General features: G+C 52.8%; 9 protein-coding genes. 6 read left to right on the forward strand and 3 right to left on the reverse strand.

Features of this window, described 5'->3' with window-relative positions; translation table 11 throughout:
* Positions 1 to 21 precede the first annotated feature (21 nt).
* Together G477_RS0109220 and hpf are read left to right on the forward strand one after the other, a co-directional pair.
* Complete coding sequence (locus G477_RS0109220; protein ID WP_026697706.1) at positions 22 to 219, forward strand: cold-shock protein; 198 nt, start codon at positions 22 to 24, stop codon at positions 217 to 219.
* A 438-nt stretch (positions 220 to 657) separates the two neighbouring features.
* Positions 658 to 1,212 carry a ribosome hibernation-promoting factor, HPF/YfiA family gene (hpf, locus tag G477_RS0109225; RefSeq protein ID WP_026697707.1) on the forward strand — a complete coding sequence of 185 codons (555 nt, stop codon included), beginning with the start codon at positions 658 to 660 and terminating at the stop codon, positions 1,210 to 1,212.
* Positions 1,213 to 1,608: 396 nt separating this feature from the next.
* On the opposite strand, the gene G477_RS0109230 is transcribed toward hpf, so the two are convergent.
* The 3 genes from G477_RS0109230 to glcT all read right to left on the reverse strand — a co-directional run bounded on the left by G477_RS0109230 (position 1,609) and on the right by glcT (position 7,541).
* Positions 1,609 to 3,642, reverse strand: a complete 2,034-nt coding sequence (locus G477_RS0109230; RefSeq protein WP_026697708.1) for a flagellar assembly protein A — start codon at positions 3,640 to 3,642, stop codon at positions 1,609 to 1,611.
* Between the two features lie 858 nt (positions 3,643 to 4,500).
* Positions 4,501 to 6,528, reverse strand: coding sequence for a glucose-specific PTS transporter subunit IIBC (gene ptsG / locus G477_RS0109235; protein ID WP_026697709.1), 2,028 nt, complete (start codon positions 6,526 to 6,528; stop codon positions 4,501 to 4,503).
* Between the two features lie 170 nt (positions 6,529 to 6,698).
* Positions 6,699 to 7,541: a glucose PTS transporter transcription antiterminator GlcT gene (gene glcT / locus G477_RS0109240; protein ID WP_026697710.1), complete on the reverse strand. Its 843-nt coding sequence runs from the start codon at positions 7,539 to 7,541 to the stop codon at positions 6,699 to 6,701.
* Between the two features lie 359 nt (positions 7,542 to 7,900).
* On the opposite strand from glcT, the gene secA reads away from it, so the two are divergent.
* From secA to G477_RS0109265, 4 genes are all read left to right on the forward strand, one after another.
* Entirely contained in the window at positions 7,901 to 10,438 is a 2,538-nt protein-coding gene (gene secA / locus G477_RS0109245; protein WP_026697711.1) for a preprotein translocase subunit SecA, read from the forward strand.
* A 35-nt stretch (positions 10,439 to 10,473) separates the two neighbouring features.
* Positions 10,474 to 11,578, forward strand: a protein-coding gene (gene prfB / locus G477_RS0109250) for a peptide chain release factor 2 (protein WP_156897326.1) whose coding sequence is annotated in 2 segments (ribosomal slippage) — positions 10,474 to 10,545 and positions 10,547 to 11,578 — 1,104 coding nt in all. Because the reading frame shifts where the segments join, the coding sequence is not laid out codon by codon here.
* Positions 11,579 to 12,750: 1,172 nt separating this feature from the next.
* Positions 12,751 to 13,608, forward strand: coding sequence for a YitT family protein (locus G477_RS0109260; protein WP_415783267.1), 858 nt, complete (start codon positions 12,751 to 12,753; stop codon positions 13,606 to 13,608).
* 69 nt (positions 13,609 to 13,677) lie between these two features.
* Positions 13,678 to 14,031: a c-type cytochrome gene (locus G477_RS0109265; RefSeq protein ID WP_026697715.1), complete on the forward strand. Its 354-nt coding sequence runs from the start codon at positions 13,678 to 13,680 to the stop codon at positions 14,029 to 14,031.
* Positions 14,032 to 14,092: the final 61 nt, after the last annotated feature.

A 14,092-nucleotide genomic window follows, 5' to 3' on the forward strand; every position in this document is an offset into this window, starting at 1 on the left:
TCGAAGGAGTTGACGATCTCTATGCTCGGAAAAGTAAAATGGTTCAATGCAGAGAAGGGCTTCGGATTTATTGAGGTAGAAGGCCAGGAGGATGTGTTTGTTCACTACTCCGCCATTGATGAAGAAGGATACAAATCTCTGGATGAAGGGCAGGAGGTCGAATTCGACATCGTGGAAGGGGCAAGAGGCCCGCAGGCTTCCAACGTGATGAAAAAATAACGTATCCATTCAGCGTCCCGGGCATGCGTGTGCCCCGGGACGTTTTTTACCCAGTACGTATAGGCACGAACTCTCATTAGAAAGAGGAAGCATTCGTTTGTTTCGGCACAGAAAGCAGGTGCATCTTGTTCTTCTTCGGAGTGCCTTCAGCAGCGTAGAACGCCGTGCACAACAAACGTTCTAAGTGCTTTTGTTCCTTTTGATCAGAATAGATACGTTTTCGTCCAGGAAGACGGCGGCTTCGGGCGCTGCAGGCCGTGTTGACCAAAAGTGTGCTCCGCGCTTAGGTCCCGTAATCAGCTGCAGGAGGAGGAAGTGGATCGGCAGCAGGGGATCAACACGTATATTAATTTTTCATGAAGAAAATGAATGTTTTTGCAGGATTCCGGAAAGGGTACGTAGAATAGTGTACGTATAACCGAAAGGAGTTGTTAGCTTATGAATTTTAACATTCGTGGCGAGAACATGGAGATTACGGATGCGTTGAAGGACCATGTCTACAAAAAGGTAGGCAAGCTGGAGCGCTATTTCGATTCTACTCCTTCGTCGGACGTTCACGTAAAGATGAGCGTTCTCAGTCAGGATCAAAAGGTGGAAATCACCATCCCGATGCCTAAACTACTGCTTCGAGCAGAAGAGAAGCATGCGGATATGTACGCGGCAGTGGACCTTGTCGTAGAAAAACTGGAGCGTCAGATCCGTAAGCATAAAACGAAAGTGAACCGTAAATTCCGTGGAGACAACAGTTTGAAATATATGTTCAAAAATGAACTGGAGCCGGTGGCGGAAGAAAACGTGCAGGATGATGACGAGTTGGAAATTGTCCGTACGAAGCGGTTTGATCTTAAACCGATGGATGCAGAAGAAGCGATCCTGCAGATGGATATGCTTGGCCACAGCTTCTTCGTTTTCTCCAACTCCATCAACGGAGATACCAACGTCGTGTACCGTCGGAAAGACGGCCGCTACGGGCTGATTGAACCAGAATCCTGATCCACATCAAAACAATACGAAGAAAGGGCGTCTCCCGTGTGTGGAGGCGCCCTTTTTGTTTCTAAAATAAATGTTGGGGTTGAGGTTCATTTCCGTGGCATCTTTTCTTCCGTTTCAGGCGGACGCTTGCCAAGGCGCTTGCCCTCCACTCTCCTCGCGTTACGAGGAGGATTTTCGGACGACGCTTAATCCCTCTGGCGTCGCCGCCCTTCACTCCTGAAAAGGTTTCGTTTTGTTTTTCTTTTTAAAGAAAATCCTAGGTGCGCTATTTGAAAAACGTCTGCGCATTCCTGAGCCTGTTCAACATGTGAATGAGAACCCCCTTTTTGCGATAGGAAGCTGATCTTCTTCTTCCCGAGCAGCGTTCCACTGTTCCGGGTTCACGCGTACTGCTGCTTAGCGTTCCTTTATTTCCAGCAGGCCGTCTTTGTTCATGAATGCATACAGATAGTCATAGTCCCGGTCCAGCAGTTTCCGCTGCTCGCCGATTTCCAGTACTACATCAGCATGCGCATAGTCGATGCGAATATACCCGGCGCTGCCGGTTTTCACGAACGTTTTCACGCCCCCGCTGGATCCGGCCTCTTTGATGGTGACGCTTTCGTCTCCGTGCACGTGGCCCCCGATGCATTTTTGATGGATGGTCACATTCCCGTCAGCAAAGAGGGTGCTGTGCATGACCCCTTTGCCGAGGACGTCGATTTCCCCATCGGAATACAGCTCGCTGTTGGCGGCGTAACGGATGGCGATCCGGGAGGAACCGCTGGACGGCATCCGCAGCATGTCATAGCTCTGATTGGCCCGTCTCTCGATCGATACCATCAAATCTTCCTCGGGCCTTTCCTTATGGTGAAAACTCAGAAGCGCGGTATGCAGATCGTCCGCAAACCGGCGCCACGAATCGTCCAGGACATGGCCGTTCCGTACGATGTACTCCTTCAGTTTTTCGGCCCTTGGGTAAACGTCAGGAAACTTTTTCTCCTGCATCGCCCGGACGAGCGGACCCCAACCTTGGCCGGCCGAATAGGAGGCGCGGAACGAGTCGGATTCGATCACCTGCTGAAAAGCGGTTTTGAACGGGCGGAACACGGTGAGGAAGTGGCGCAGGTACTGGAAAAGCTCTTGATAAAGTGCGCTGCTTCTGCCTGCTGATAAGCGGGCATTCAGTGCTGACTTGCCCACCATGATCGACCCTCTCGCCTGGATATAGCCGTCTTCGACTGTTTCCTGCACCCAGATATCGCCGGCGGCTTCGACCATCATCTGCTGGGTGACGGAACCGCCGATTTCGACATCCCCGATGAAGCGGATGTTGCCGTTTTTTAAATCGACATTCCCGCGGTGCTGCAGGAGAGGGAGGATGGAGAGGCGGATGGTCTGGCCGCGCTGCTCTACCATCGGTCTTCCGCTCAGCGAAGTGAGGATGTCGCCATTCGTGTCGTCGAGCTCAATGCCTTCTCCGGCTGTCAGCCGGATCGGTTTCCCCGGGCGGGCTTTGAGCATTTCACCGAAAAGACTGATTCCGTCTTCGCCCGGCGTCGGTTCAATAATGGAAGCCATCCGGATGCCCGATTCGATGGTAGGGATGTAGATCGAGTCCCGAAAATCGACGGTACCGTCATGCCGCTCGTGGAACTCGGTCTTTTTCGGTTCGAGATCAATCGTGAAATCGACACGGCCATGCTGTCCGTGCACGGGGAGTTCTCCCCGGGCCACCGTGACCGTAGTGCTATCCAGGGCGCTGGCGGCTTCTTCAATAGCGTTGTCGTCGATGCCGTGCACGACTTCCATAGATCCAAGCTGGTCCTTTACGGCAGCCGGGGACAATTGATTGACCGGCGTTTCCGTCAGCTGATAGCGGAGGTGCAGTTCTTCTGCCGGAGGCTGGTCCTCCATATGGGCCGTAAAAGCGGCCCCGGGCTCTACATGAAGCGTCACGATTTGTTTATCCTTGTCGATTCGAAGCGACCAGTTGGTTTCTTTTGCTTCGGTCGAGACATCAAATTCGAACGTATCGCCCTCTCGAATCACGGTTTGTTTTTCTACGGTCTCCCCGTTGCGGGTCACCGTCATCTCCGCAGGAATACGCAATACCGGATTTTTCTCCTCGGATACGTGATAATAAAGACGGCCTTCCTGAATCCAGGCTCTTCCTTCTGTCGGGGTCTGCTCGGCTGTTGTCTGCGGGTCGTCTGCAGTGGTATTGAGCTGCTCATCGAGTATTTTTTCCCATGCTTCTTTTTCTTTCTGCGGCTTCCGGGTGATCCGGATTTTCGCTCTGGCACGCTGGAATTTGAAAAACGACGTGTTGTCCTTACCTTCTTGAATGACTTCAAATTCCAGGTGGTCAACCGAGACCCCGAACGCTTCCGCCGCTGACGCAGCAGCTTCGGCCACCGTGCTCCCGGTAAAAATGTCGCTGCTTTTCATGGGAAACGCCTCCCTTCCGTACGGAAATGGACCTGTATCAAAGCGCCGATAGTCGGGACTAAAATGTTAAAATCTATGAGCATCGTACATCCATTGTCTTACTTCTATCATATCTTCATTCTATATATTTGCAATAGGAGACGCGTAATTCTTGTAAAAAAAATACTCTTTTTAACCAGCGTGAATGTACGAGTGAAATGAGGCTCAAGGGCCGGCGCTGAAACTCGATCTGTCAGCAAAGAAGGAAGAAAACCCCGGCTCGTGCATTGCGGCTCTCGGCTGCTTACACAAAGAGGCTGGGACAACCTCGTCTCCAGCAGGTGAAAAGCGCTTTCGATGATCCGAGGTGGACCGTCGAGAGCGCTTAATTCGTAAAGCACAATCAAAAAACGCACTCCTGTTTGACGTGGATACCCTTTTCATTGTTCAGCATGTATAGGTGTTTATTGAGGGGGACGGCACCCCGCGGGAAAAGCGAGGGCTGAAGATGCCCTGTCGCTCACATGTTGAACAGACTCAGGAATAGACGCTTTTCAAATAGCACCTCTGATTCTCTTTGATAAGAAAAAACAAAAACGAACCCTTCTCAGGAATGGAGTGCAGCGCCCCCTTAGCAGGCGTCCGCCTGAAACAGAAGAAAAGATGCCACCCCGACATTTATGTTAGAACCGTTTTTTGAGAAGATTAGCGGAAGCCCTCAGGCAGGCGATTGTCATTGGAAGGATCAACCCCTTTCATACAGAAAGCCCTCACCGACATGGTGAAGGCTTCTTTCTATTCTGCTTATCCGAGCGCTCCAAACGGTTGGCTGATACGAACGTGTTCGTCTAAGGGCGCATTTTACGGAGGAACGGCGTTTTAACTGACGCGGACGGCATCGGTGTCGCCGCGGTCCACGTGTCCTTGTTCAATGGAGACGGTTTGTCCTTCTTCCAGGTTCGTGTAGATAACAGGCGTGATGGAGGCTTTCGCTTCCGCACGGACTTTATCCAGGTCGAACGTGATCAGCGGGTCGCCGATCGATACGGTGTCGCCCTGCTGTACGAACGCTTCGAATCCTTCTCCCTTCATATTAACGGTGTCGATACCGATATGAATGAGAATTTCGGTGCCGTCTTCTGCTTCCAGCCCGATGGCATGCTTCGTGTGGAAGAGCTGTACGACTTTCCCGTCGACTGGAGAGACGACGCGCCCGTCACTCGGTTCGATCGCAAAGCCATCGCCCATCATTTTTTCTGAGAACATGGTGTCCGGGACATCTTCCAGCGGCTTTACCTCGCCCTGCAGCGGCATGGCGATCGTGATACTGCTTTTCACAGGACCGCTTGCTTCTTCCGGTTCTTTTGCTGGAGCTGCTGGTGCTTTGCCTTTGATGATGTCCTGCATCTGTCCTTTGATGGTTTCGGAACGAGGACCGAAAATCGCCTGAATGTTGTTGTTGATCTGCATGACACCGGAGGCGCCGAGTTTCTTCAGTCGATCTTTATCCACCGACTCGACATCGTTGACGCTGATTCGCAGCCTGGTGATGCAGGCGTCCAGGTACGTCAAGTTCTCCTGCCCGCCGAACGCTTTTAGTACTTCATATGGAAGTTCGTCGTTCCCGGCTTTGCCGCCTGTCTGTCCGTCGGCATCTTCTTCCGGCTGTTCACGCCCTGGTGTCATCAGGTTGAATTTCTGAATCGCAAAGCGGAAACCGAAGTAATAGATGACAGCGAACACGAGGCCGACTGGAATCACGAGCCACCATTCGGTTCTCCCGGGTAGTATGCCATAAAGGAAGAAATCGATGGCACCGCCGGAGAACGTCTGTCCGATCTGTACGTCAAGCAGATGCATCGTCATAAACGAGAGTCCTGCAAAAACGGCGTGCACGGCAAAGAGAAGTGGGGCCACAAACAGGAAGCTGAATTCAATCGGCTCCGTGATGCCTGTCAGGAACGACGTCAGGGCAGCAGAGCCCATGATGCCGGCCGTCACTTTTTTATGCTCTGGACGTGCACAGTGGTAAATCGCAAGCGCGGCAGCAGGCAGACCGAACATCATGAACGGGAATTTCCCTGTCATGTAGGCACCGGCGGTAAGCTCAGCGCCGTCCCGGATCTGCTGGAAGAAAATCTGCTGGTCACCGCGGATGACTTCGCCGGCATCACTCGTGTAAGTACCGAATTCAAACCAGAACGGCGAGTAGAAGATGTGGTGCAGGCCGAACGGAATGAGGGATCGTTCAATCACACCGAAGACAAAGGTGGACAGCGTCCGATTGGATTCGGTCATGAAAATCGAGAAGGTGTTCAGGCCGTCCTGAATGAAGGGCCAGATAAAGAATAGGAGTGCCCCGACGAGCAGGGAAGAACCTGCTGTGACGATCGGCACGAACCGCTTCCCGGCGAAAAAGCCGAGGTAGGACGGCAGTTCGATGTTATAGAATTTCTTGTACATATAGGCCCCGAGCAGACCGGCGATTATCCCGCCGAACACTCCGGTGGCAAGAGTCGGTATCCCGAGCACCATCGCATACTCCGGGGTGTCTTCCCCGATCATCGAGGCGTCGACACCTTCGAGCACACCCATTGTGATATTGATAATCATATACCCGATCAGTGCGGCAAGACCGGCAACGCCGTCTCCATCGGCAAGACCGATGGCCACACCGACCGCAAATAAGAGCGCCAGGTTATCAAAGACAACCCCGCCGGCTTCCTGCATCATCGTAGCAATCATTGCGATGACGGGTGTTTCTAGAAAGGCAAATCGTTCAATCATATCGGGGTTCTGCATGGCATCCCCGAAGGCGAGCAGGATTCCGGCTGCCGGCAGCAGTGCAACCGGAAGCATGAGGGACCGCCCGATTTTCTGGAGTGTACCGAAGACACTACCTCCCATGTTCATCATCCTCCTGTTATGAAATAGTGTGGCAGACAACAAAAAAGGCATGAGAGAAGAAAAGGCAGCACAGAACATACACGTCGGGCAGGACGCTTGTTCTATGGCACCTTCTTTTCTCTCATGCCTGCATGACCAGTAACACGGAAAAGAAATACCGCTTTTACTTGTTAAGTTGTCTGCTCTGCGCTGATGAGCCGCTGAATGTGCAGGGTCAGATAGACCGCTTCCGCATCGGGAACACGGCAGCCGAGCTCCTGCTGCATGACTTTCATCAACTTCCAACTCAGATTATAGCACAGAGGATATTCTTTCTGCAACACTAGAAGTAATGTATCCTGCTGCTCAGCGTAATGCCCGGTTGTGACGCGCTCGATGGCATGGTGGAGGTGTCGGACGAGCCGCAGGTAGTTCAAGTCTTCTTTATCCACGTCGAGATCAAAATACGTCTCGATCATCTTGACGAGACTGCTGACGAGCTGGGTATGGCGGTTGATCTGGGCCAGGTCGCGGTTCGTCAGCGCGCTGTGGATGTGAAGCGTGATGAAGCCGATTTCTCCCTCTGGGATACGGATGCCGAGTTCCTGATTGAATCGTTCGGCCATGGCGGCGGCCGCTTGATACTCCTGCGGATAGGCAAGCTCGGTTTCCTGCAGAAAAGGATTTTTAATGCCGTGGCCCTGCTGAATCCGTTTCACCGCAAAATAAAGGTGATCGGTCAGTCCTACGTGGATGTGCTCATTCAATGCGGACTGGAAGTGACTCTCCAGTTTTTCCATCTCCTCGTTCATGATACCGACAAACGATTCGTCTACGTAGGTCATGAGCTCCTTATACTGCTGCTGTTCTTCTCCGCTGCGGAGGACAAAAAACTTTTCTGCCTGGCCATCGGCGACGGCATCGCCTTCTTTCTTGCCGAAACCGAGCCCTTTCCCGATCAGCACAACCTCCCCGTGTTCCGGATGCGATGCGATAATGACATTGTTATTCAACACTTTCACGACGAGAATCAAAGCGGTCACCTCCTTTCTAATCAGTGTAGGAAAGCCATACGTTCTCGTTGGAGATACAGAAAGGACCGTTTCTTTACCTGATGAGACGGCATCCGCCCGGCGCACCGGCTGAAAAAGGGAACCGCTCTCTGTTCTCTGACTGCTCTGCTTATTATGCATGATAGGGGAACCGGTTTCAACGACCGCTTTTTCCCAGCGGGGAGATGGAGGCCTCTCCTTGTAAGCACACGGGCAAACTGATAAAATAATGAAAGCATATAGGCTGAGACCGTTTCGCCATCAGCAGCTGACGGCTGCTTTTTCTGTGGAATGCACGCTTTCCGCCCGGCTGAAAATAAGAATAAAGGGAGCAATGTCCGATGATAGGTATGCTGAAAAAGGTCATTGGCGATTCAGATGCGCGTTATCTGAAGAAACTGGATAAGATCGTCAACCAGATAGAAGAACGAAGCGATGAAATGAAAAAGTTAAGCGACGATGGTCTCCGTGCCAAGACGGATGAATTTAAGAAACGATATGAAGAGGGAGAGAAATTGGACGATCTCGTTCCGGAAGCGTTCGCCGTCGTCCGGGAAGCATCGACGCGGGTGCTCGGTATGACGCACTTTCGGGTGCAGCTCTCCGGTGGTGTGGTCCTTCATAAAGGCGATATAGCGGAAATGAAAACCGGGGAAGGAAAAACGCTGGTAGCTACGATGCCGGTGTATTTAAACGCGCTCACAGGAAAAGGGGTGCACGTCATCACCGTCAACGACTACCTTGCCCGCCGGGACGCAGAAGACATGGGACGCCTTTACGGGTTCCTTGGTTTGACGACCGGGTTGAACGTAGCCGGCCTCTCTAAAGAAGAGAAACGAGAGGCATACGCAGCGGACATTACGTACGGAACGAACAACGAGTTCGGTTTCGACTACCTCCGGGACAACATGGTCACCTACAAATCCCAGATGGTCCAGCGCGGACTGCATTTTGCCATTGTCGACGAAGTGGACTCCATTCTGATTGATGAAGCACGGACACCGCTGATCATTTCAGGAGCAGCGAACCGGACGTCGGAACTCTACGGGGCGGCGAACTCGTTCGTGCGCATGCTGAAAGAGGATCAGGACTATACGCTGGATGAGAAGGCGAAAACGGTCCAGCTGGCGGAAGCGGGCGTGGCGAAAGCAGAGCGGGTCTTCAATATTGATAACTTGTTCGATTCCGAGCACGTCCAGTTGAACCACCATATCAATCAGGCGCTCAAGGCGCATAAAGTGATGATGCGCGATGAGGATTACGTCGTGGAAGACGGCCAGGTCGCGATTGTCGACCAGTTCACGGGACGCCTCATGAAAGGACGCCGCTTCAGCGACGGGCTGCACCAGGCAATTGAAGCGAAAGAAGGCGTCAAGATCAAGCGGGAGAGCATGACGATGGCCTCCATTACGTTCCAGAACTACTTCCGTATGTACGAGAAGCTGTCCGGTATGACCGGTACAGCGAAAACGGAAGAAGAAGAGTTCACGAACATTTACAACATGAACGTCTATTCCGTACCGACCAACGTGCCGATCGTCCGTGTCGACCAGTCGGATCTGATCTATAAAACACTCGAGAGCAAGCAGCGTGCGATTGTGGAAAAAATCGCCGAACTGCACGAGAAAGGGCAGCCGGTGCTCGTCGGTACCGTCAGCGTTGATAATTCTGAATTGATTTCCAAGCTGCTGAAAAAGCGGAAAATTCCGCACAACGTTCTGAACGCAAAGAACCACGCCCAGGAAGCAGAAATCATCGAAAACGCCGGACAGCGCGGCGTGGTGACGATTGCTACCAACATGGCGGGCCGCGGAACCGACATCAAACTCGGAGACGGCGTAGCCGATCTCGGCGGCCTGTTCGTGCTCGGGACGGAGCGGCACGAATCCCGCCGTATCGACAACCAGCTGCGCGGACGTTCCGGCCGGCAGGGGGACCCGGGGGAGTCGCTGTTCTTCCTGTCTCTGGAAGATCCGCTCATGCGCCGGTTCGGGTCGGAGAACATGAGCAAAATGATGGAACGGCTCGGAATGGAAGAAGATCAGCCGATTGAAAGCCGCATTATCACGAAAGCGGTCGAGCAGGCACAGAAGCGGGTGGAAGGAAACAACTTCGATGCACGGAAGCAGCTGCTGCAGTATGACGATGTCATGCGGGAACAGCGGGACGTGATTTATGAGCAGCGGGATGAAGTGCTCGAATCAGAAAACCTCCGTCCGGTCGTGGAGCAGATGATTGAATCCACCGTCAAGCGCGTTGTCGATTCCTACACTCCGGAAGAAGATGTACCGGAAGATTGGAACCTCGACGGTATGGTTGAATACATGAACATGACGGTTCTTTCCAAGCGCGAACTGACGAAGCAGGAAGTAGATGGCCTGGATCCGGAGGAAATGAACGAACTAATCATGGAGAAAGTCCAGGCGGATTACGACGAACGCGAAGAGGAATTCACCTCCGAGCAGATGCGTGAGTTTGAACGCGTCATCCTCCTGCGTACGGTCGACCAGAAATGGACGGCGCATATTGACCAGATGGACCAGCTGCGTCAAGGCATTCATCTCCGCGCCTACGCCCAGAACGACCCGCTCCGGGAGTACAAGTTCGAAGGCTATGAAATGTTCGAAACGATGGTGGCATCGATTGAAGAAGAAGTCTCCCGCTATGTCATGAAGGCGCAGATCCAGCAGAACCTGAAGCGCGAGCAGGTGGCAGAGGGCAAGGCGGTGCACCGGAGTGCCGAGCAGTCGCAGGAACAGCAGGCGGACGAATCGAAAGCAGAGCCGTTTGTCAAAGGGGAAACGATTGGCCGGAACGACCCGTGTCCATGTGGATCCGGAAAAAAATACAAAAACTGCTGTGGGCAGGATGTTTCCTAATCCGCAGGTTAAAAATTTCAACATGAGGTGAGCATATGGAAATGGCAGAAATCAAACAAAAGCTCGATAATATGGCTGCAACACTAGCGGACTTCAGGGGGTCTCTTTGACTTAGAAGAAAAAGAGACCCGCACCGCGGAACTGGAAGAACGGATGGCCGACCCTGTTTTCTGGGAAGATCAGGATAAAGCTCAGAAAGTCATCGGTGAAAACAATGCCCTGAAAGCGGTGACGGGAGAATTCCGCACGCTGGAAGAGCAGATCGACAACATGGAAGTATCCTATGAGCTCGTCAAAGAAGAAAGCGATGAAGAGCTGCGCAAAGAGCTGGTAAGCAACATTCAAGAGGTGGAAAAACGCCTGGAGAAATTCGAGCTGCAGCTGCTTCTTAACGACCCTTATGACGCCAACAATGCCATTCTGGAGCTGCATCCAGGAGCCGGCGGCACGGAGTCCCAGGACTGGGCTTCCATGCTGCTGCGGATGTATACCAGGTGGGCCGAACAGCAGGGATTCAGCGTCGAGACACTTGACTACCTGCCAGGGGATGAAGCCGGCGTGAAGAGCGTGACGCTCATGATCAAAGGGCACAATGCCTACGGGTACCTCAAGGCAGAAAAAGGGGTCCACCGGCTCGTGCGGATTTCGCCGTTCGACTCCTCCGGGAGACGCCACACCTCCTTTGCTTCCTGTGACGTCATGCCGGAGCTGGACGACAACATTGAAATTGAAGTGAATACGGAAGATGTCCGTATCGACACGTTTCGTTCAAGCGGTGCCGGCGGTCAGCACGTCAATACGACGGACTCGGCTGTACGGATCACGCACCTGCCGACAAACACGGTCGTCGGCTGTCAGGCGGAGCGCTCGCAGCTGAAGAACCGGGAGCAGGCCTGGAAGATGCTTCGAGCGAAGCTGTTCCAGCAGGAAGTGGAAAAGCAGCGGCAGGAAGCAGATGCGCTGCGAGGGGAGCAGTCTGAAATCGGATGGGGAAGCCAGATCCGGTCCTACGTGTTCCATCCGTACAACATGGTAAAAGACCACCGGACCAACATTGAGAGCGGAAACACGCAGAGCGTTATGGACGGCAACCTCACTCAGTTTATCGATGGTTACCTTCGTTCGCAGATGGACGCCTGATCTGAGTAAAGAAAAGCTGGGACAAAACCAGTATAGAAAGAAGCCCTTACCATTTTTGGTGAGGGCTTTCTGTATGAGTGGGGTTGATTCTTCCCATGACGATCGCGTGCCGAGGGCTTGTCTTTTCAGGATCAACCCATGCAGCGCATGAAGCCGCCGTCTTCTTGTATGAAAACATCTACATTCCTCTACTTAAAAAAGCTCTGTTAAAGGCTGGTGTTAATATAAACAGGACGCCTGCGGCTCCTTTTTTTCGCTTGCAGCGGAGAAATCCTTCCGCTGTCCCTTCCTTTCGTCCGGGATGATCGTCACGTTTCCTTTTTCCGCAGGCGTCTCGAAACATCGCCTGGGCTTGCTCCGTTTCATAAAAGCTTCTTTTCTTTCAGAAAGACGCAGCGAAGACCGGCGGACGCCTGTGGAAGAAGGAGATCGGAAGGTCCCGCAGGGCGTAAGACCGAGGAAGCTGGAGATTTCCTCCACGGCAAGCCTGCCGAGTTGCAGTGGCGTTTTCTGTCATTATCAACAATAAACAAGAACAGAGCTTTATTTAAAGCTGCCTTGAAAATAGAACATAGGAGTTTCATCTATCATGGTGCAGTGATGTTGCATGAGTGTCTCTGTTCTTGATGTTGTGATTTGATGAAAGCAGCGATAGGCGGCGACGCTCTATAGCTGAAGCGGAGGCTCAGCGGAGGAAAGCAGACGTTCAGATGCTGGGTGAACACACAGCATGGCTCTGCAAACGTTCAGCGTGAAGGAGCGGACTTTCAGTGCAGGAGCCCCGCCCCTGCATCCGGCAGTCATCCCGTCTGCCGATCAACCGACTTCCCGAAGGCGGATGAGCAGAGCGGATTTGGATTTCGGGCCGGGGACTCTGAAAACCCGTCAAGCTGGGCTGTCTCCAAAAGCTGTGAAGACTGCTCTGCCACGGTGAAGCGGTGCTCAGACTGCGTTTACATTCCCCCAACCCGGTGATATACTGACCAAGGATTTTAGCGGACCGGTCGGAGGGGTCGCTGTTTCTTTTATAGAAGAGAGCGGCGTCGCGAGCAGGAGGGACGAACGAAAAACCTGCTGGGACGCCGTACGCCGTTCCGACAAATACGGGCGCTTTTGTCAGAGGGGGAGATCATTTGATGAAAAAACAACAGCGGCGGGGAACCGCCGTGATGATGACGCCGGCAAAAAGAATCACGTGGGAGTTTGCGCATGTGCTGGTCGGAGCAGCGATTGTTGCCGTGACGTTCAATTTGTTTCTGCTCCCGAATCAGATAGCTTCCGGCGGCGTGGCGGGTGTTTCCACGCTGTTTCTGGAGATGTTCGGCTTCGTACCGGCCTATACGCAGTGGGCACTGAACATTCCTCTGTTCGCCGCGGGCGTCTTTCTGCTAGGGGGCAGCCTGACGGGGAGTTTCACCTATGGGGCGAAAACACTTGCAGGCACGATCTTTCTTCCATACGTTGTGTATTTAACGCAGCACTGGGAGCCTGGAACAACAGATCCTCTTCTTGCCTCGATCATGGGTGGTGTTGGCGTAGGAATCGGTCTCGGGATCGTCTTCCGGTCTCATTCTTCTACAGGGGGGACGGATCTTGCTGCGCAGATTATCCATAAATACACAGGCATGACGCTCGGCGGCTGTGTGTTTATTATCGACGGCTTGATCGTCACCACGTCCGCCTTTGTGTTCGGACTGGAATTCGCCCTCTATGCACTGATTGCGCTGTTTGTCACCGGCAAGACGATAGACGTCGTGCAGATTGGTTTTGGTTATTCCAAAATGGTACTGATCATTTCTTCCCAGGAAGAAGTAGTGAAACAAGGGCTGCTGACGCGCGTGGACCGGGGTGTGACGAAGCTGGCCGGCTTCGGCGGCTATACGAATCATGAGAGGCCGGTGCTGATGTGTGTCGTGAGCAGAAACGAGGTCACAAAATTGAAACAAGTCGTTCAGACTATTGATCCGGAGGCATTTGTCATCGTATCAGACACATCGGAGGTACTTGGAGAAGGTTTCAAATTACGATAAATAGGTTATACTAGAAAAACAGGACTCTACATATCCTGTGAAAACATGCTTCGGCAGGGAGGTAAACACATGAAAAAAATCGCAGCAGGACTTTTTGGTACTGCGCTGCTGCTGGCAGCCTGCGGGGATAACGGAAACAACGACCCGGCGGACGATCCGGCAGACAACAACGCCAACAACAACACCAACAACGAAGCCGCAGACGACAGCTATGACCTCGCAAACGGGGAAGAAATGTACATGGGTGAATGTGCATCGTGCCACGGGGAAAACCTCGACGGCGGAACAGGCCCAGCTCTCGATGGATACTCTTTTGATGAAGTACTCAGCGCCATTCAGGAAGGTCCTGGCAGCATGCCGGCAGACCTCGTTGAAGGCGAAGATGCAGAAGACGTAGCTGCATGGGTAGAAGACCAGAACTAATGCGGAACGCAGCAGCATGAGGGTAAAACAGCTCCTTTTACGACGAGACGTGTAAAGGGAG

Origin of the sequence: Alkalicoccus chagannorensis DSM 18086 (assembly GCF_000429725.1) — a bacterium.
GTDB lineage: Bacteria > Bacillota > Bacilli > Bacillales > Salisediminibacteriaceae > Alkalicoccus > Alkalicoccus chagannorensis.